Origin of the sequence: Enterococcus sp. DIV1279b (assembly GCF_050531515.1) — a bacterium.
In the GTDB taxonomy this organism is placed as follows: domain Bacteria; phylum Bacillota; class Bacilli; order Lactobacillales; family Enterococcaceae; genus Enterococcus_D; species Enterococcus_D casseliflavus.
This window is the reverse complement of record NZ_CP172891.1, coordinates 1,068,515-1,086,850: the sequence shown is the minus strand read 5'-3', so window position 1 is coordinate 1,086,850 and position 18,336 is coordinate 1,068,515. Positions and strand designations below refer to the sequence as shown.

Annotated in this window: 15 protein-coding genes; 10 read left to right on the top strand and 5 right to left on the bottom strand. The window is 46.1% G+C overall.

The genetic code is table 11. The features are described from left to right. The first annotated feature begins 2 nt into the window (after positions 1 to 2). A complete protein-coding gene (locus tag IGI71_RS05105) occupies positions 3 to 2,153 on the top strand; it encodes a GH92 family glycosyl hydrolase (protein ID WP_096741438.1) in 2,151 nt (716 codons plus the stop codon). Positions 2,154 to 2,238: 85 nt separating this feature from the next. Here the strand turns inward: IGI71_RS05105 and IGI71_RS05100 are convergent, their stop codons facing one another. Further along, positions 2,239 to 3,045 carry a Cof-type HAD-IIB family hydrolase gene (locus IGI71_RS05100; RefSeq protein ID WP_096741439.1) on the bottom strand — a complete coding sequence of 269 codons (807 nt, stop codon included), beginning with the start codon at positions 3,043 to 3,045 and terminating at the stop codon, positions 2,239 to 2,241. A gap of 172 nt (positions 3,046 to 3,217) precedes the next feature. Between IGI71_RS05100 and IGI71_RS05095 the strand changes: the two genes are divergently transcribed. From IGI71_RS05095 to IGI71_RS05075, 5 genes are all read left to right on the top strand, one after another. Beyond that, positions 3,218 to 4,213 carry an ROK family protein gene (locus IGI71_RS05095; RefSeq protein WP_430616196.1) on the top strand — a complete coding sequence of 332 codons (996 nt, stop codon included), beginning with the start codon at positions 3,218 to 3,220 and terminating at the stop codon, positions 4,211 to 4,213. Positions 4,214 to 4,250: 37 nt separating this feature from the next. Next, positions 4,251 to 6,092 carry an FAD/NAD(P)-binding protein gene (locus tag IGI71_RS05090; RefSeq protein ID WP_194185454.1) on the top strand — a complete coding sequence of 614 codons (1,842 nt, stop codon included), beginning with the start codon at positions 4,251 to 4,253 and terminating at the stop codon, positions 6,090 to 6,092. Between the two features lie 191 nt (positions 6,093 to 6,283). Next, a complete protein-coding gene (locus IGI71_RS05085; RefSeq protein ID WP_005225502.1) occupies positions 6,284 to 7,222 on the top strand; it encodes an AAA family ATPase in 939 nt (312 codons plus the stop codon). 2 nt (positions 7,223 to 7,224) lie between these two features. Further along, on the top strand, positions 7,225 to 8,268 hold the full coding sequence (locus IGI71_RS05080) for a DUF58 domain-containing protein (RefSeq protein WP_010747771.1): 1,044 nt from the start codon (positions 7,225 to 7,227) through the stop codon (positions 8,266 to 8,268). Continuing rightward, positions 8,265 to 10,403, top strand: coding sequence for a transglutaminase-like domain-containing protein (locus IGI71_RS05075; RefSeq protein WP_289230481.1), 2,139 nt, complete (start codon positions 8,265 to 8,267; stop codon positions 10,401 to 10,403). Before IGI71_RS05080 ends, IGI71_RS05075 begins: the two co-directional genes overlap by 4 nt. A gap of 58 nt (positions 10,404 to 10,461) precedes the next feature. Here IGI71_RS05075 and IGI71_RS05070 read toward each other — a convergent pair whose 3' ends face one another. After that, a complete protein-coding gene (locus IGI71_RS05070; protein ID WP_016608271.1) occupies positions 10,462 to 13,113 on the bottom strand; it encodes a cation-translocating P-type ATPase in 2,652 nt (883 codons plus the stop codon). 349 nt (positions 13,114 to 13,462) lie between these two features. On the opposite strand from IGI71_RS05070, the gene IGI71_RS05065 reads away from it, so the two are divergent. Further along, complete coding sequence (locus tag IGI71_RS05065; RefSeq protein ID WP_154694288.1) at positions 13,463 to 14,206, top strand: NADPH-dependent oxidoreductase; 744 nt, start codon at positions 13,463 to 13,465, stop codon at positions 14,204 to 14,206. A gap of 119 nt (positions 14,207 to 14,325) precedes the next feature. On the opposite strand, the gene IGI71_RS05060 is transcribed toward IGI71_RS05065, so the two are convergent. Next, entirely contained in the window at positions 14,326 to 14,676 is a 351-nt protein-coding gene (locus IGI71_RS05060; protein WP_005225497.1) for a hypothetical protein, read from the bottom strand. 160 nt (positions 14,677 to 14,836) lie between these two features. On the opposite strand from IGI71_RS05060, the gene IGI71_RS05055 reads away from it, so the two are divergent. Together IGI71_RS05055 and IGI71_RS05050 are read left to right on the top strand one after the other, a co-directional pair. Continuing rightward, the gene (locus IGI71_RS05055) at positions 14,837 to 15,145 is read left to right on the top strand and encodes a DUF5960 family protein (protein ID WP_008378984.1); all 309 of its coding nucleotides are present in this window, start codon (positions 14,837 to 14,839) and stop codon (positions 15,143 to 15,145) included. A gap of 128 nt (positions 15,146 to 15,273) precedes the next feature. Further along, positions 15,274 to 15,480, top strand: a complete 207-nt coding sequence (locus IGI71_RS05050; RefSeq protein ID WP_015509297.1) for a hypothetical protein — start codon at positions 15,274 to 15,276, stop codon at positions 15,478 to 15,480. 143 nt (positions 15,481 to 15,623) lie between these two features. Here the strand turns inward: IGI71_RS05050 and IGI71_RS05045 are convergent, their stop codons facing one another. Then, positions 15,624 to 15,917, bottom strand: coding sequence for a hypothetical protein (locus tag IGI71_RS05045; RefSeq protein WP_005234725.1), 294 nt, complete (start codon positions 15,915 to 15,917; stop codon positions 15,624 to 15,626). A 309-nt stretch (positions 15,918 to 16,226) separates the two neighbouring features. Here IGI71_RS05045 and IGI71_RS05040 point away from each other — a divergent pair, with 309 nt between their 5' ends. Then, positions 16,227 to 16,682: a type II toxin-antitoxin system HicB family antitoxin gene (locus tag IGI71_RS05040; protein ID WP_081116579.1), complete on the top strand. Its 456-nt coding sequence runs from the start codon at positions 16,227 to 16,229 to the stop codon at positions 16,680 to 16,682. A 162-nt stretch (positions 16,683 to 16,844) separates the two neighbouring features. On the opposite strand, the gene pepV is transcribed toward IGI71_RS05040, so the two are convergent. Continuing rightward, a complete protein-coding gene (gene pepV / locus IGI71_RS05035) occupies positions 16,845 to 18,269 on the bottom strand; it encodes a dipeptidase PepV (protein ID WP_005225493.1) in 1,425 nt (474 codons plus the stop codon). Positions 18,270 to 18,336 lie beyond the last annotated feature (67 nt).

Sequence of the window (18,336 nt, the reverse complement as noted above, 5' to 3'; positions counted from 1 at the left end):
AAGTGAACGTATCAATGATCGACACACGACACGGAACAGACAACCAATATAGTTTTTCCCACGGCAACTGCCTGCCTTATACAGGGGTTCCTTTTGGCATGAACTACTTTGCCCCGCAAACCAGCGATCAACGCGGCAGTTGGTGGTTTCATCCAGAAGATCGAACCTTTCAGGGCTTTCGCCTCACCCATCAGCCTAGCCCATGGATGGGGGATTTCAGCCATCTGACGATGCTGCCGATAAACGGCACGCTTTCTGAAAATACCCTTTTCCATGCGCAAAGCTCGTATCGTCCCGAAGAAAGCACCTTTAATCCAGCCTTTCTTAAAATCAAGACGCAGCGGTATTTAACAACAACGACTTTGATCCCCAGTATGTATGGCGGTGTGCTGACTATTGAAAACTGCGGGGATCAGCCAGGTCTTGGCTTGTCACTGCCGGGTGACTATGTCTTAGAACAGGTGGATGAACAAACAGTGGCTGGTCAACTGATCGTATTTTCAGGGTGCGAAGATGAACGCTTCACCTTCCATTTCGTCTATCGTTTTGAAACACCCACCACGGCGATCGAAGGTGCCTTGACAGGCAAAGAAGCCTTCGTCGTTCTCCGCTTTGATGATTGCCAAACACAGACGATCCGTTTTGCGACCTCGTTTCTCAGTCGCGAACAAGCTTGTTTGAACTTGCAACGGGAACAGCAATGGGCTCCTGACGATTATCTGGCTTCTGTCCAACAGCAATGGAATCATTTTTTGCAAAAAATCGAGATTGAGCATCACGATCAAACACAAGTTTCTACTTTTTATCATAATTTTTATCGCTTATTCTTGTTTCCTCAAACCTTCTTCGAAATCGACCAAGAGGGCTGCAAAATGCATTGGGATACCTTGGCAAAAGCAATCAAACCAGGACCACTGTATACAAACAACGGCTTTTGGGATACGTATAAAACTGTCTACCCGCTCTTTTCACTCTTGGCTGTCGAACAATTGGAAGACATGCTGGAAGGCTTTTTGAACAGTTATCGCGAAAGCGGCTTTTTACCAAAATGGCTATCGCCAGATGAGCGTGGATTGATGCCAGGGACGCTGATCGATGCCGTGATCGCTGATGCCGCAGTAAAAGGCATTCGTCCTGATTTGATGCCCGAATTTTTAGCAGCGATGAAAAAAGGCGCCACCGTCCAAAGTGAAAATCCCAATTATGGTCGGCGCGGCACGACGGACTATTTGACTTATGGGTATGTGCCATTGACGCATCATGAATCGGTCAATCACACCCTTGATTATTGTTACAGTGATTTTTGTATTTCACAAGTCGCGCAACAGCTGGGTGACGAGCAAGCAGACTATTATCAGCAGCAATCGCAAAACTACCGCAACATTTTCGATCAGGAAACTGGCTTTATGCGGGCAAAAGATCCCGATGGTGCCTTTCGTCCAGAATTCAGTGACATACGCTGGGGCTTAGACTATGCAGAAGGCAGTGCGTGGCAAAGCAGTTTTGCTGTTTACCATGATTTCGCTGGCTTGATCGCCGAACACGGCGGCAAAGCGGCCTTTGAAGCAAAACTGATCGACTTGTGCAATCAAGAACCTCGCTATACGACAGAAGGCTACGGCTTTGAGATCCATGAAATGAGCGAGATGGCTGCACTCGATTTTGGTCAGCTGGCGATCTCCAATCAACCAAGCTTCCACTATCCGTATCTATTCAGCTATTTGGGCAAACCAGAAATGGCACAGCCCTTGATCAAGCAGCTATTGACACAATGCTTCAATTACTCGCCCAAAGGCTTTCCTGGCGATGAAGACAACGGTAGCATGGCTGGTTGGTACATTTTCAACTCCTTGGGCTTTTATCCAGTCACACCAGGGACGGGGGAATATGTCATCGGCATGCCATTATTTGATCAAGCAACACTACATCTTGCTTCAGGCAAAGACTTAGTGATCAAGAGCACGCCCAATGCGCCGCAACAGCTCTTCGTGGATAAAATCACATTGAACGAAGAACCCTTCGAGCGATTGTTTTTCACCCACCAAGAATTGACTGCCGGTGGTACATTGAACTTCCAGCTAGGTATCGTCCCTCGCAGCAAAGAGTGGTCAGCCGATGCCTATCCTTATAGCGTCAGTCAACCACATGCATAACGAAAAAACCGCGCCTTAGCAACAGGCAGCACTCTACTTTCAGTCAAATGAAAGTACGTGCTATCCCTGCTAGGGAGCGGTTTTTTTATTGGTTCATTTGTAGCGGTAACAGACGTTCGATGGTTTTCAGCACGCCATTTTCATCGTTTGACTTGGTCACAAACGCTGCCGCTGCCTTGACTTCCTCAAAGGCATTGCTCATGGCGAAACTAAACGTGCCAGCTGCCATCAACTCCAAATCGTTCAAGCCATCGCCGAAGACCATAGTCTCTTCTGGTGTGACGTGCAGCAATTCTTGCAAGTGTGCCACAGTCGTTCCTTTGTGGACGCCTTGATTGGTGATATCGATCCAAGCGGCTTCCGAAGCCACGATGTAGGCGTCGTTTGTAAACTCACCTAACTGTTGGACATGCTTAAAGCAACGTAGTTTGGGATCAAAAATAGTGAGCTTCACAAAATCTTCGGTGATGGTTTGATAATCCGTCACCGTTTTGACCACCCGATAAGAGCCGCGAACTTTCTGGGCATCTGCTTCATTGGTCGTTTCCGCAATGTATGCCGCAGTCGGTGTACAGGCGATGATCACATGATCTTGCGCAATCGCAGCGAGCTTCGCAATGATCCGCCGCCCTAATTCGTTTGGCAGCAGTGATTCAAAGATGTATTCGCCTTGATGTTTGATGCGGGTCGCGCTATCCCCAAGAATCCAAACATCCGCTGCTGCTTCACCAAACAGTTCTTCCACTCGTTCACACTGTTTGCCGGTACACGCAGCAAAAGCAACACCCGCTTCTTTCATTTGTTGGCTGACTTGTTCATAATAAGGCCGATCAAAACTGCCTTGGCTGTTCAAAAATGTACCGTCTAAATCTGTGATGACTAATTTGATCATACGTTTCTCTTCCCCTCTACCTCGTGTCCTCTTTATGGCGAACCACTTAATTAACATTGTTAATTAAGTATACTTATTTTCAAGTTTTCCGTCAAGTCAGTCTTTTAAAAACTTTACATCGTTCCATCCCGTCGGTATACTTAATTAAATCACTTCATTAAGGAGAACACCTATGGCTTCTACCACCCATTCCATTCGCCAGCAAAACAAACAGCTGGTTTTAAAAACCTTATTTCAAAACGGGGCATTATTCGCCTCCGATTTAGTAAAGAAAACCGGCATCAGCATGGTCACCACTAACTCATTATTAAAAGAATTGTTGGCAGAGGGGGAAATCACTAAAGGTCCGCTGGAGCAAAAAGAGCTAGGGCGCCCTGCTGTGACCTATCAGCTCAACCAAGACCGAGGTCATTCTCTTTTGCTTAGCTTTATTGATCACGATGGTTCCTTGGCTCTTTGGTCCATGCTGATCGACCGCAAGGGGAAGGTTTTGGCAAAACACGACCAGCCGTTTCCTGATGTTGCCCCTCATCGCTTTCAAGAATGTGTAACGAACGAGCTAGCATTATTTCCCTCTGTGGAACAGATCGCCCTCTTTTTACCAGGAAAAATCAGTGGAGGAACCGTGACTTCCAGCTGGTATGAAAAATTCAATGGCTGGCACCTGGCAGCCCTCGTGGCAGAGGTCACTGCACTGCCCTTCTACTGTCAAAACGATGCCCATATTTTAACGATCGGCTATTGCATCGCCCAACAGATCTCTTTGCAGCAAACCATCGTCGGCATGTACAATCCCGAAAAAAGCATGCCTGGTATCACGCTCCTGGTCAATGGTGCACTTTTAGAAGGAAAAGACGCCCTAGCGGGAGAGGCAAAGTTTTTGCCCGGCTACTTGGATCAAGGGGCACCGCAAGACCGCACGGCTTTGGTTCAGCGCCTGACAAGCTTACTGCCATTTTACAATGCAGCTTTTGCCCCCCACTGTATTATTTTAGCCAGCAGTGATGCAGTAAAAACCGATCTCTTAGACGCGATCCAAAAAAATCCATTGCTGCAGCAACAACCCAATCAGCCTACTTTCCATTATATCGATGCCATCGAGGAAGCCATGGTGCTAGGCATGCACTGGCTGATTTTCCGCAAGACACCTTTTGACTTAGCCCGTTGATGACACAAAGACCATAGAATAATTGAGGCGGTGTGATATGAAAATAGCTATCATTGGTGCTGGTCCTCGTGGACTTTCACTTTCAGAACGACTGATCGCTCATAGCAAACAAAACAAACAAGCCATCGACTTGCTGCTGTTTGATCCCTTTCTTCCTGGGGCAGTTTGGCGCACGGACCAATCGGCGGATCTGCTATTGAATTCTGTAACCAGTCAAGTCACCCTTTTCACGGATGACACATTAAGCACCGGCGGTCCCGTGGTCAAAGGACCTACCTTATACGAATGGGCAGTGACAGAAGGGAAACATTTCGCAGCCACGCATGCTCCTGAGCTCGTTACGGAATGCACAGCACTTGATTCACTTGATCCTAACGGGCATTGCTCGCGGGCGTTATATGGCCTCTATCAGCAGTGGTTTTATCAGCAGCTATTAAAAGAGCTGCCTGAATCCATTACCGTCAACCATCTGTCAGACAGTGTCAGCTCCTTGACCCCTCTTTCCAAAAATCGCTACCAGTTGACGACGGCTCACCAAACATTTCTTGTTGATGCCGTCGTCTTAGCTACAGGCCATTCACAAGCCCAACTGTCAGCAGCAGAACAACGATTGGCGGCGGCCGCAGAAAATAATGGCTGGTTTTATGCACCGCCAGCCAATGCGGCAGATACGGATCTAACGGCGGTGAAAGCTGGCGAACCTGTGATTTTACGGGGACTAGGACTTGCCTTTTACGATTACGTCACCCGCTTGACCAGCGGTCGGGGCGGCACCTTCGTCAAAGTCAATGGATCCCTCGTCTATCAACCTTCTGGTGAAGAACCACAAATCATCGCAGGTTCTCGTCGGGGTGTCCCATATCATCCTCGTGGCCGCAATCAAAAAACACCGACGCAGCAGCGAAAGCCCGTTTTTTTGACCCCTGAACGCCTCGCTGCTTGGCAAGCAGCCAAAACGGTTGCTGGCAAGACCCTACTCTTCTATTTAAAAAAAGAGGCAGAACTCGTCTATTATCAGACGCTGCTTTTAGAAAAACAGCTGCTGGACAAAGATCAGCTTGCCGCTTTTACCGCCGCCTTTGTTGCCTCTGAAGGAGCTGAAGACTTGCTGAAAAAATGGCAGCTTCCTACGACGGAGTGGTGGTCATGGCAACAACTAGCCGACCCCTTTGCTCAGAAAAAGCAACAGTCGTTGCAAGACTTTTTCATTGCACTATTACGTACCCAAATCCAAGATGCCGAAAAAGGCAATCTAACAGGACCTATCAGCAGTGCCTTGGAAGTCTTTAAAGATCTGCGGGACCCGATTCGGTTTGTTCTCGATCATCAGCTAATGCCAGTACAAGACTTGAAAACACTCTTTTGGCAGTCTTTCGTTCCCTTGAACAGCTTTTTATCGATCGGACCGCCAGTTCAGCGACTGCAGGAACTGGTGGCATTGATGGAAGCGGGAGTGGTGACCTTACTAGGTCCTGACATGACTGTTGAGATCGAGGAGGCTTACTGTACGTATTCAAAGCGATTTGACGACACACGCTATCACGCGACGCAACTAATTGAGGCTCGCATTCCATCGACAGCGATTCGTCGAACCAACAATTCCTTGTTGCGGCAACTGCTAAACGATCGGATTATTCACCCGCACCAGTTGGCGATCCCCAATGAGGTGCCTTTTGAGACGGGTGCGATCGCCATCGATCCTGAGACCAATCAGATCCTCGGACCAGATGACCGCCCTTACCCTACCCTCTATTGTTTTGGGATTCCCACAGAAGGCATCCACTGGCTGACGGCTGCCACTGCTCAGCCAGGAACCGATGCTTGGAATTTACGGCAGGCGGACCAGATCGCCGCTGACCTCTTGCACCACACCTTCTAGTCGCTTCTGTTCTATCAAACGCAAACTTCCGAGGAAACGCTTCGGAAGTTTTTTGTTTTTCTTTCGCAAATCCGCAGAAAGGATTTCTCTTTTTTGAATATTCTTGAAATTTTCTTTAATTGTTACACGAAAATTGCGACAGTCCTAGAAAACCGTTACAATGGAAGAAACGAACGTAGGGAGGTTATCAGATGACCGCTGAATTACAAAAAATAGATGCCTTGATCGCAGAAGTGGAAAAAGTGATTTTAGGCAAACGAGATGTGATCCAATTTACCGTGGCTGCGCTGCTTGCTGGCGGACACGTTTTATTCGAAGATATCCCTGGTGTTGGGAAAACGATGTTGGTCAAATCGTTAGCCAAAGCCATTCAAAGTGACTACAAACGGGTACAGTTTACCCCAGACCTTTTACCTAACGATGTGTTAGGTGTGTCGATTTTTAATTCCCAAAGCCACCAGTTCGAGTTTCGTCCTGGCCCGATCTTCACCTCCGTCCTCTTGGCAGATGAGATCAACCGAACCACACCAAGGACGCAAGCCTCACTCTTAGAAGCCATGTCAGAAAATCATGTCACCATCGACAATCAAACGTACCCATTGAGTCCCCACTTTTTTGTTTTAGCCACGCAAAATCCAATCGAGTATGAAGGAACGTATCCTTTGCCTGAAGCCCAATTGGATCGTTTTTTGTTCCGCCTGCATATCGGTTACCCAGATTTTCAAGATGAGCTCGCCCTCTTGACTGGAAAACGACAGCAAAGCTTGGATCAGATCCAAACCATTTTACATGCTGATGAAGTGACTGCTTTAAAAGCGATGGTCGATGACGTGTATGTCGATGAGCGGGTCGCCCGTTACGCATTGCAGCTGGTTCAAGCGAGCCGTCAGCATAATGCCATTGACCTTGGTATCAGCCCTCGTGGTGGGATCGCCTTCTTAAAAGGGGCAAAAGCGTTAGCGTTGACGGAAGGTCGGACCTTTGTCACGCCGCAAGACTTGCAGCGAATTTTACCAGCAGTCTTCGGTCATCGTTTATTACTGAAAGGTGGCGTTCATGCCAGCACGGAGACCCTTTCAGACTTGATGAAACAGATGATCCAACGAGTGCCTGTCCCAACGAGGAGATAGCGATGAAGAAAAAGAAGCTTGAACGCCTGCTGCGCCTCCTGTTGTTTAGCGCTGCCTATTTTCTGCTGCTGGCTTATTGTGTGATCTTCAATAATAATGCTGGCTGGAGCCTTTGGTTTTTACTGACTTTGTTATTGTTGCTTGATGCAGTATTCTTGCTCCCCTCCCTCAAGAAGGTCCAAATCATTTTAGAAGAATCGATCCAAGCTGAAACACACACAGCGATCACCTTACCGCTGCAAGTCTTCAAGTATCGCCCGACGCTGCTGCCGCTGGTCGATTTCACCTTAAAATTTGACGATCGTTTCAAGGAAAGTCATCACAGCGCCTTTTATCGAGGCAATCTGATTCGGCTGCAGCTGCCTTGGACCCCAAAGGAGCGAGGCATCTATGAAGAATTGCCCGTTCAATTGTACAGCCATGATCTCTTTGGCTTTTTTGAAAAAAGCTACGCTGCAGTTGCGAAACAATCGATTTTGATCCTGCCTAAATTGGCGCCAGAAGCCGTTACCCTGCTGCCATTTTTTAAACAGCAAGTCCGCAGCCAAACCCACGGGGAACCCAATTTTTCTATTCGACAGTTCCGTCAATACCAGTTAGGGGATTCCTTAAAAAATATCGATTGGAAATTATCCAGCAAACAACAGGAATTGATCTATCGCGAACGAGAACATGAAGAAGAACAAGACATCGTTCTGCTCTTTTGGGGAGAAGATCATCCTGCTTTTGAAGAGACTTTATCACTGTTTTATTCGATCCACCATTTCTCGCAAAATCAACGACTTTTTCAGCCGCTCTTGATTGGTGACGGATTGACTTCTCCTTACCAAACGGATGCCGCTGCCTATGCCCAGATCCTTCCCTTCGAGAAAGTTCCTGAAGGGGTACCGCTTTTGACTGGCAGCCATCTTGTCTTCATTACCCCGGTTTTTACCCCACAACTGGAAGACTACCTCAGTCAGTTGGAAGCAAAAAACAGCTGCCAAGTGTTTACCTACGCTGATTTAATGAGGCAGTTGAATAAACTTGAGGAGGCGGTAGGATGAGATTTATTAAGAAAGCGCTGATTGGTCTTCTGACCTTTCTCAGTCTATCACTGGTGATCTTGCCGTTTATCGCAGTTTATGACCTTGGCAATCAGTTCACCCTTTTAACTTATGCCTTTAGTGTCTGTTTGATTTTGACCGTGGTGCCGAAAGTCCGTTACAGTTTGCCTTTGCTGGCAGCCGCTTGGCTGATCGTCTTGTATCGGATCTTTCCTTATGGGACTGCCTTTTCTTTTGATTGGCTGCTGCGTTTTTGGCTAGACCTGCACCGTGCCTTTCAAGAGATCCTCAGCGGTGAAGTCGGCTATATCACCGAACTGGCGGCGGTGACATTGATTGTTAGTTGGGTTTTGTTTTTAGCGATCTTACCGATCGCTTATCAACGCTTTTTCTTGATTTACGCTACCATGATCGGCTACTTGCTAACAGTCGTGATTTTTAATCAATTTGATCTGACGTGGCATTTGATGGGTATTTTTCTTTGTGCCTTGGCTTCTTCACTGATCCAGCGCAGCGTCTTTCAATCCAGTCAAACGATCGCTCCCTGGTTCGCTGTGATGCTATTGATTGGTGGACTAGCCGTCACTGCTGTCTACTTGCCGCAAACGAGCCTGCGGGAACAGTTGGCAGCCCGTTCCACGCCTATACGGACAAATCTGAATCAGCTGGGTTTTTATCAATTTATTGAAGAACATGGCACGCCCAGCGGCTCTCGCACTGGATTCAGTGAAAACGACCGTCAATTAGGCGGACCACTACTGGATGATGCGACGATTTTATTTGAAGCGCAACAAGAAACCCCGCATTACTGGCGGGTGGAAAGCAAAGATTTTTATTCTGGTAAGGGCTGGATCAGTACGAGCCGCGAAGAGGCTCGCTTAGAAGCAGAGGGCGTCACGATCGCGGATCAAAGCTATCAGCAAGCCTATCTTGAGAACGAATCCGTTCGGGTCCAATTTCAAAACCATGGAGACTATGTCCCATTGCCCTATGGACGCAGCACGTTGTCCCTTGAAAACGGTGCTCGCGGATTTCAGATCAGCGACGCCATCCAGCGGGTCGATCTCATTGATCCACTCCCAGACACCACCTTGACCCTCGATTGGGACCATCCAGACTTTGCCGCAGAAAATCTCCAAAATCTGCCTTTGATCTATCCGGATTCTCTGATCGATTATATCCAGTTACCCGATTCTTTGCCGCAGCGGGTACGAGATCTCGCAGCTGAGATCACCACTGAAAGCAACAGTCTGTTTGATCAAGTCACGGCGGTTGAAAGCTATTTGAAAGATCCGCTCGTATTCCGCTATTCCAAAACCGATGCCGTCGTGCCTGCAGAAGAGCAAGATTATGTTGATCAATTTTTATTTGAATCACAAGTCGGCTACTGCGACAATTTTTCCACGGCAATGGTCGTGCTACTACGGAGTTTAGAGATCCCTGCTCGCTGGGCAAAAGGCTTTTCTCCTGGATCTCCTGCAACAGAAAACGGCATTACTACCTATACCGTTCGCAACTTGAATGCCCACTCATGGGTGGAAGTCTACTTTGACGGCTACGGTTGGGTACCTTTTGAACCGACCCCTAGTTTCCAAAATCCAGATCGTCCCGTGTTGACTCAAGAATCTACTAAATCCGAAGAAACACCGACCGCTAGCAGCGAAACAACACCATCGAGCAGCAGGGAAACAGAAAGCAGCGAAACCACGACCAGCAGTTCTGCAACAGCCGCGGTTTCCGATGACGTTTGGTTGACTGAGGAGTTGAAACAAACGCTGCGCAATGGCTTCTTTGGAGGCTTAGCTATCCTAGGACTTGGCCTACTTTTCTATTTCCGCCATTCGTTTTTCCGTATTCATTTATGGTTGATCTGCCGCTTTACCAAACAGCCGCTAGTTGCTGCCTATCCTTTGTTTTTACGGCAAACGACGAAAGTTCTGTACCGTAACGAGGCGGAGCCGTTGATCGATTATGCCCAACGACTCGAAGCATTCTATCCACTGTTCCATGGTGATTTTATCCGCTTGACGCAGCAATACGAAGCCTACCTTTACAGCCAAGAACAGCCGGCTGGTCAAGAAGCCTTCTTGAAGCAAGTCGCTGCCCAAATCAGTCAGCTGAAAAAAATCAACTAAGCAGTGAGGATAAACGACAAAAAAACGTATCGATCAAACGATCGATACGTTTTTTGCTTTAGGCGTTTCCTTGACGTTTTTGAACGGCAATAATAATCAGTTTCGTGATTTCCATCAAAACAACTGCCACAGCAGCCATTGCGATACATAGACCGACATGTCCTAAAGTGAAGGTTGCTGGAATCGCAAAGACTTCACGGATGCCAGGAATCAAGGTAATGCTGTATAGTCCACCACAAACGACGATCGCCAACCACACCATTTTATTGGCAAAAAGGCCAGCTTGCCAAGCAGTCTCAGTGTTTGAGCGTGCTGGTAATGTTTGCAATGTTCGGCTCCAGATAAGTGTTGAGAAGGCCATCGCTACACCTAATTCAGGTGATTGGTTCATTCCTAACCATTGTGCCAAAATCACGACAGCGGCAATCAAAATACCACGATACGTTACTGAGATCAATGTTTTTCCAGTGAAGATACCAGCATTTGGATCTCTTGGCTGGCGCTGCATGATCGTTGGTTCGGCTTTTTCCATTCCTAGAGCAATCGCTGGTAATGAGTCGTTGACTAGGTTGATAAAGAGCAGCTGCAAGGCAGTAAATGGATTGTCCCAACCCATCACTAAGGCAAAGACGATCGCAATGATCGCACCTAAGTTTCCAGCAAACAAATACGAAATAGCTTTTTTGATGTTGTCAAAGACGTTTCGGCCAACTTCTACGGCACGAATGATCGAGGCAAAGTTGTCATCCGTCAAGACCATCGCCGCTGCGTCTTTGGCAACGTCCGTTCCGGTTCCCATTGCGATCCCGATATCCGCTTGTTTCAAGGCGGGTGCATCATTGACCCCATCCCCGGTCATGGCAGAGATCTTGCCTTTGTCTTGCCAAGCCCGCACGATACGGATTTTGTTTTCTGGCGAAACACGAGCATAGACTGTGATTTTGTCTAATTGATCCGCTAGTTCGGTTTCAGAAAGAGCATCCAATTCCGTACCGGTCAAGGCTAAGTCGCCCTCGGCTGAAATACCGATCTCTTGTGCAATCGCCACGGCTGTCGTTTTGTGGTCCCCTGTGATCATTACTGTTTTGATACCAGCAGATTTAGCATCCGCTACGGCTTGTTTGACTTCTTTACGAGGAGGATCGATCATCGCCATCAAACCAACCAAAATCAGCTCGTTTTCATCTTCAAGTGTCAATTCTCGTGATTGGGCATCGGTCAATGGACGGTAAGCAAACGCCAAGACCCGTAATGCCCGTTTTGAGAATTCTTCGTTTTGATGTTGTAATTTCTGCTTGATTTCATCTGTTAAAGGCACGACTTGATCATCGATCAAGACTTTGGTACTGCGCCCAAAGACGATGTCTGGCCCACCTTTGGTCAACAATAAATGTTCGCCATCGATCTCATGTAAGGTAGACATCAATTTACGATCAGAATCGAAAGGCAATTCTTGCAAACGAGGAAACTGTTGACGAATTGCCCGATAAGGCTGATTTAGTTTCTCACTGTAATCCAGAAAAGCAATTTCAGTAGGGTCTCCTAGCTTCGCCCCATCTTCACTGATGGCAGCATCATTGGCCAAGACACTGATCTCTACTAAGCGTTTTTCAGGCAATGTCCAGGTGGTTGGCTCATCGGAGAACGTGCCCGTTTGCCCATTTGGTAAATAGTAGTCAACAACGGTCATTTTGTTTTGGGTCAAAGTCCCGGTCTTATCGGTACAAACGATACTCGTTGAACCCAATGTTTCAACCGCTGGTAGTTTTCGAATGATGGCATGACGCTTCGCCATTTGTTTTGTTCCGATCGAAAGAACGATCGTCACGATCGATTGCAAGGCTTCTGGAATCGCTGCAACGGCTACGGCTACCGCAAACATAAAGGCGTTGACTAAGTCTTGTGTCATATCACCTGTTCCGTCACCTAAGAACAACCGTGCGACTTGAACCCCTAAAATAATCAATGAAAGGACTAAGATCGCCAAGCTCAGTTTTTTACTGAAGCTGTCTAATCCTCTTTGCAATGGTGTTTTGTGTTCAACTGTACTTTCCAATAAGCCAGCCACTTGACCGATTTCCGTCACATTACCAGTCGCAGTTACGATAAACCGACCACGTCCATAAGTGACGATCGTTCCACTGAAGACCATGTTGTCACGGTCGCCGATCGGTGCGGTACGATCGATCACCCCTAATTCTTTTTCCGCTGGCGTTGATTCCCCAGTCAGCATTCCTTCATCGACCTTCAAAGAACCCTCTTCGATCAATCGACCATCTGCTGGTACATAGTCCCCAGCTTCTAAAATAACGATATCGCCGACAACCAATTCTTTCGCCAGCACACTTTGTTCTTTGCCATCCCGAATGACGTTAGCATCTGGTGCCGACAGGCTTTTCAAAGCGTCTAACGACCCTTCGGCTTTTTTCGTTTGAATCACACTGACGACGGAATTCAACAAGAGTACTGCGAAGATAACGATCGACTCAACGTGGGCACCCATAACCATTTGGATGATTGCCACGATCAGCAAGACGATCACCATCGCATCTTTGAAGGTATCTAAGAATAAGGCAAAGCTAGATTTCTTAGGTGCTTCCTTCAGCTGGTTCAAGCCATTTTCTAACCGCTTGGCTGCCTCTTGCTGCGTCAACCCCTCTGGACTGCTCTGGACCTCTGCCATAATTTCCGAGATTTCTTTTTGATACATTTCTTTCGCCAATTTTTTTGCCCCTTTTAATTTTATTTTCCTTAGGCACTCTGCTAGAAAAAAAGAGACCTAAGACAAGTATACGCTTGTCTTAGGTCTCACCATTTCAAATAATACCAGAAAGCTGTCGCCAGCTTACTTACTGTTGATATTATCGCAGCTTGCGCCACCGGTTACTCCCCTAAGGAATAATAATAAGAATGTATCATTATCATAACGGAAACTTTTGTGCTTGGCAACTATAAAACATCAATTTGAAAATTTTTTGAAAACATTCTTTTTGTTCCCATTCCTTTTTTTCTGTTACACTAAGGAAGAAAGAAATTTGTACGTTACAGGAGGAAAAACGATGGATCTTTTTGATACTTTTACCCGCCACAGCTCTGTCCGAGATTTTCAACCCCGCCCACTATCAAAGGAACTCAAGCAAAAATTAGTAACGGTTGCCCAGAGCGGTTCCAGTTCGAACTTTGTTCAAGCCTATTCGATCATTGAGGTCAGTGATCCTGAAAAACTGGCTGCCATCGAAGAAATTGCCGGTGCCCCAAATTACATCACTCGAACGGGCGTCTTCTATCTTTTTGTCGCCGACTTACATAAACACCAGCAGCTGCTGACCCAAGCAGGGGTGCCTGATACCCACTTAACCACGATGGAACCATTTATTGTGTCTGTCGTTGATACGACCATCGCTGCCCAAAACATGGTAGCTTCCGCTGAAGCGCAAGACTTAGGAATTTGTTACATCGGCGGCATCCGCAATGATTTGCCTCGTATCGCAGAACTTGTCGGCTTACCAAAATTGACGTTTCCGTTATTCGGTTTAACGATCGGCTATCCGCAACACAGAAATGAGCCGAAAGTCCGCTTGCCCCAAGAAGCGATCGTAAGTGTCGATCAGTATCAACCGCTGACGCAGGAGCAAACAGCCCAGTACAATCAAACGACAGAAGCCTATTATGCACAGCGCAGCAGCAATCAACAGCAAACCAATTGGCAAACGAAAATGACGGAATTTTTCCGTGAACCGCGACGTCCAGATGTTGCGGCCTTTATGAAACAACAAGGCTTCTCAGACCACTTCGGCGAATGAGGACACTAATTACCACGGGAAAATAAAAAACGATCTTTGGCAAGGAATCTTGTCAGGATCGTTTTTTGCTTAGTGTAAAAAATCAGGTTCAGGCGGCTCTTGTATCTTTGTCATGCTAATCAACGTGCGGCTTCTTGTGCGGCTTCGTTGACGGCAACTGCCTGCTCACATTTTTCCATTAATGCTACTAACGCTTTATCTAACACTGCTTCATTTTCGGAGGTTCGCTGACTGATTTGCGTCATAGGCTGCGCCGCAAGATCCAGCAAATAGGTAGGGATTGCTTCTTTTTCAGCAAAAGTGCCCTTGATCAGCGGCTGGTAGACAGACTCGCCACAGGGTCCGGTTTTGATAAAGGCTAGTTCGAACTGCGCCTTCCCTGACAAACGCAACCGATAGACCCCTTCTTTGGTCAGCAGTTTTTCATCGGCAAAGCGTGCCTGTAATCGTGCGAAACGTTCGTAATCCATGGTATCTGCTCCTTTTTGATTCCTTCTTTTCTCTAGTGTAGCAAATTTCTTGTTAGCATAACATCTTTTTCATAGAGAACGCCTCCTTTTTCCTCGCTTGGTAATTTTTCACTTTACAAACAGAACAAACGTTCGTATAATTCGAGTGAGGTGAATGTGTATGCCAGCTGCAAAAATTGCTTATGCAAAACAAGAAACCTATGCATTTGAAAAACACTATTATGAATTGGTAAACTTTCCCACACCAGTGGCGCTTTTGTTTGATGAATTCGCACTGACGATGGAGCGCAATCAAAAATCGTATATTGCGATCCCCGCGCGCTATTCCGTCTTAAAGGTTCCGCTCGTCTTTGTTTTTCGACTAGAGACTAAGGATGCGCCTGTTTATTATTATGAGCACGTACTCGCTGAAAATAAGATCATTCGTCGCTACAACCCCGAGCGTAACTATTTGCCCGGCGGAAGATAGACCAATGGTTCAACCCGTTTGCCATACTTAGCGGTTGCACTCTCCTGATGCATATCACTGAGCAGCAGTTCGAATATTTGTCATCCAAACGAAACCCCTCTATACTAAAAAGAAAGGGGTTTTTCACAATGACGAAAAAACCGCCGCAAACGTCTGAAGAAAAGGAAGCCGCTTCTAACAATATGGGACTGGGGATCGGTGTCGGAATGGCATTAGGTGCTGCGTTTGGGATGCTGTTTTTTGACAATCTAGCATTAGGCATGGGTTTAGGCATCGCACTAGGTGTAGCGATCGGTGCGGGCATGGATCAAAAAAGCAGCAAAGACAAGAAATAGCTGCAGCAAGGAGCTGTGTTTATCTGTCACAGCTTGCTGCCCAGTAAATACCAAAAAAGCCTAGGTTCTGCACTTGTTGTGCAGGACCTAGGCTTTTTTGCTACTTCGAGCAATATTCTCGAAAGCAGCTGCTTCACAGTTGGTTACAACAGATTTCTTTTCGCCATTTCTGCGCGATACAGTTCATAGACCGCATCACTTTGCTTTGCATGGCTGCGGTAAAAGAGCCCATAAGAGAAAATCGCTTGGAAATTGCTTCCTTGATTTGCTCGTGCTACAGCGTGGTACAAATTCGCCAACTGCTGATCAGACATCTTCCCGCTTTTGATTCGTTTGGCAACTGCTTTTTGGGAAAGGGTAAATAAAATCGTCGTAAATACTTGATAAACCACCCAAATCGCCAGAATAACCAAAATAAATTTCACTAAATCAGGCATCACTTTTCAACTCCTTACAAAAAGTAAATCATTCGGATGATTTGATATCAATAACAAAATATAACATTTTCATTAATAATAGACACAAAGATTTTTAAATTACCACAAAAGATGATGTTCTTTCAATCATCAGAATTTCTGAATTGATACTCTCCTCTTAAAAAAATATTGCCTATTGTTCAGTATTTATGACACTGGTACAATAAAAAAGCAACAACTCTTGCTAAGACTACTAGGTACTAGTGAAAAATAAGAGCGCTACCATTGCAATCAGATCTGTAGAGAATCGCGAAAAAGGAGTTGTACACTATGTTAGCAAGTTACCCTGCATTGTTTTATTACACCGATACAGACGAAAGCGAAGTGAAGTATTTTATTTCTTTTCCTGATTTTCCTGAGCAAGTCGGCACTCAAGGCTTAGACATCGCCGATGCTTTATTCATGGCATCCGATTGGCTCGGAATCGTTTTGGCAGATTGTATTGAAAATAATCGGGAGATTCCGCTCTCTACCCCCATTAATTGTTTATCACTGGAAGCGAATAATCCGTTTATAGACGATTTAGATTTTGAATTCGATTACGACAAAGAAAAATCATTTCTATCGATGGTCCTTGTTGATGTTTCAGAATATTTAGAGAATCAAACCTTCGTCGAGAAAAAACTGGCGATTCCTCAATGGGCGGATAAACTAGGACGAACTATGCATTTAGATTTTTCAGAAATCCTCACTGACGCAATCCTAAAGAAAAAATGTAAAGACTAATTGCTTCTACACCTCATCACTATGAGGTGTTTTTTACTACTCATCCCCCTGTTCCATACTAAAAAAGTGCGGCATTCTCTCACATGAAAAAGATACGAGAATGCCGCACGAAACGTTCAATTGTATTTATTTAGCGAGTGAACAGACCCAATCAATCTCTCTTTATTTCGCCAAACGGTAGATAGCATCTGCATAGATCACCGCTGCGTTGAATAGGTCATCCAAGCTCATGAATTCATTGGCTTGGTGCATGGTGTCAACATAGCCAGGGAACATTGCGCCATAAGCAACGCCGCGTTTCAATAGACGGCCGTATGTGCCGCCGCCGATGATTTGTTCGAAGCCTTTTTCGCCAGTATGTTCTTCATAAACCGCCAATAAAGTTTCTACCAATGGATCATCTGCTGGCACGTAGTGAGGTTCCATGTTGCGGTCATTGCGGGTAACGGTTGCCCCTTCCATACCGACGGTGCGTTCCACACCGATTTCAAGTCCTTCCGCAGTTACGCCTTTAGGATAACGGAAGTTCAATGCGATAAAGTTGTCTGCTTGCGTTCCTGCTTGGTTCGCTTTAAAAGCAAATAAACCAGCATTCATAGTCAATTTACCCATTTTTTCATCTTCGTACGCCACACCTAATTTTTCACCGTAGAAATCTTCATGGACATAGGCTGCTGCTGCATGGATGAATTGTTTTGCGCCGCCGCCAAAGGCATAGTTATCTAAGAAGACTGCTAAGAAAGTCCCCGCATTGATTCCTGATTGTGGGCTGGCACCATGAGCACCTTTACCGACTAATTCGATCGTCACTTGTTCATTTTCTGTTTCAATCGTCCCCGTCACTGGATTGGCTTCAACGTAATCGAAAAAGGCTTTTTCGATCGCTAATGCTTCTTCTGTTGATGGAGCAATGAAGCTTGCTGTTGCCGTTCCTGGTACCATATTTTCTCGCAAGCCAGCAGTAAAGCTTTGCAGCGTGAAGTCTCCTTCATTGTTGCCTTGGAAATGGATCCCTAATGTCACATTTCCTTTTTCTCCATTAATGATTGGGAAATTGGCATCTGGTGAGAAGCCAAAATCAGGCTTTTCTTCATGCTCAAAGTAGTAATCCATATCTGCCCAGCCGCTTTCTTCATCAGAACCAACGACAAAACGGATTTTTTTCGATAATGGCAAGCCCAATTCTTTGATGATCTTCATCCCATAATAGGCAGCCATTGAAGGACCTTTATCATCAGAAGAACCACGAGCATAGATTTTGTTGTCATTGATGACTGGATCATAAGGATCGGTTGACCAGCCGTCACCTGCAGGAACAACATCCATGTGGCCGAAGATCCCTAATGTTTCGTCTCCTTCACCAAATTCGATGTGACCAGCGTAGTTATCGACGTTTTTGACTGTGAAGCCATCACGTTCGCCATAAGCTAGCATGTGTAGCAACGCATCACGAGGTCCAGGACCAAATGGCGCATCCGCAGTCGCTTTATCATCTTCTCTTTCACTTTTCACTTTCAATAGATCAATCAAGTCGTTCAGCAAATCGTCTTTGCGGGCTTCGACCTCTTTTTTCCAATCGATTGTCATAGTGTTCCCTCCATTTCTGTTCTCGCTATTTATGATAACACTCTTAAACCAAAAAAGGAAAAAAAAT

What these genes read in the sequence shown, in the direction of transcription:
- IGI71_RS05090 (WP_194185454.1), top strand. Translation starts at nt 4,251, where the DNA reads ATGAAAATAGCTATCATTGGTGCTGGTCCTCGTGGACTTTCACTTTCA.
- IGI71_RS05040 (WP_081116579.1), top strand. Translation starts at nt 16,227, where the DNA reads ATGTTAGCAAGTTACCCTGCATTGTTTTATTACACCGATACAGACGAA.
- IGI71_RS05065 (WP_154694288.1), top strand. Translation starts at nt 13,463, where the DNA reads ATGGATCTTTTTGATACTTTTACCCGCCACAGCTCTGTCCGAGATTTT.
- IGI71_RS05050 (WP_015509297.1), top strand. Translation starts at nt 15,274, where the DNA reads ATGACGAAAAAACCGCCGCAAACGTCTGAAGAAAAGGAAGCCGCTTCT.
- IGI71_RS05075 (WP_289230481.1), top strand. Translation starts at nt 8,265, where the DNA reads ATGAGATTTATTAAGAAAGCGCTGATTGGTCTTCTGACCTTTCTCAGT.
- IGI71_RS05085 (WP_005225502.1), top strand. Translation starts at nt 6,284, where the DNA reads ATGACCGCTGAATTACAAAAAATAGATGCCTTGATCGCAGAAGTGGAA.
- IGI71_RS05070 (WP_016608271.1), bottom strand. Translation starts at nt 13,113, where the DNA reads ATGTATCAAAAAGAAATCTCGGAAATTATGGCAGAGGTCCAGAGCAGT.
- IGI71_RS05095 (WP_430616196.1), top strand. Translation starts at nt 3,218, where the DNA reads ATGGCTTCTACCACCCATTCCATTCGCCAGCAAAACAAACAGCTGGTT.
- IGI71_RS05055 (WP_008378984.1), top strand. Translation starts at nt 14,837, where the DNA reads ATGCCAGCTGCAAAAATTGCTTATGCAAAACAAGAAACCTATGCATTT.
- IGI71_RS05045 (WP_005234725.1), bottom strand. Translation starts at nt 15,917, where the DNA reads ATGCCTGATTTAGTGAAATTTATTTTGGTTATTCTGGCGATTTGGGTG.
- pepV (WP_005225493.1), bottom strand. Translation starts at nt 18,269, where the DNA reads ATGACAATCGATTGGAAAAAAGAGGTCGAAGCCCGCAAAGACGATTTG.
- IGI71_RS05060 (WP_005225497.1), bottom strand. Translation starts at nt 14,676, where the DNA reads ATGGATTACGAACGTTTCGCACGATTACAGGCACGCTTTGCCGATGAA.
- IGI71_RS05100 (WP_096741439.1), bottom strand. Translation starts at nt 3,045, where the DNA reads ATGATCAAATTAGTCATCACAGATTTAGACGGTACATTTTTGAACAGC.
- IGI71_RS05080 (WP_010747771.1), top strand. Translation starts at nt 7,225, where the DNA reads ATGAAGAAAAAGAAGCTTGAACGCCTGCTGCGCCTCCTGTTGTTTAGC.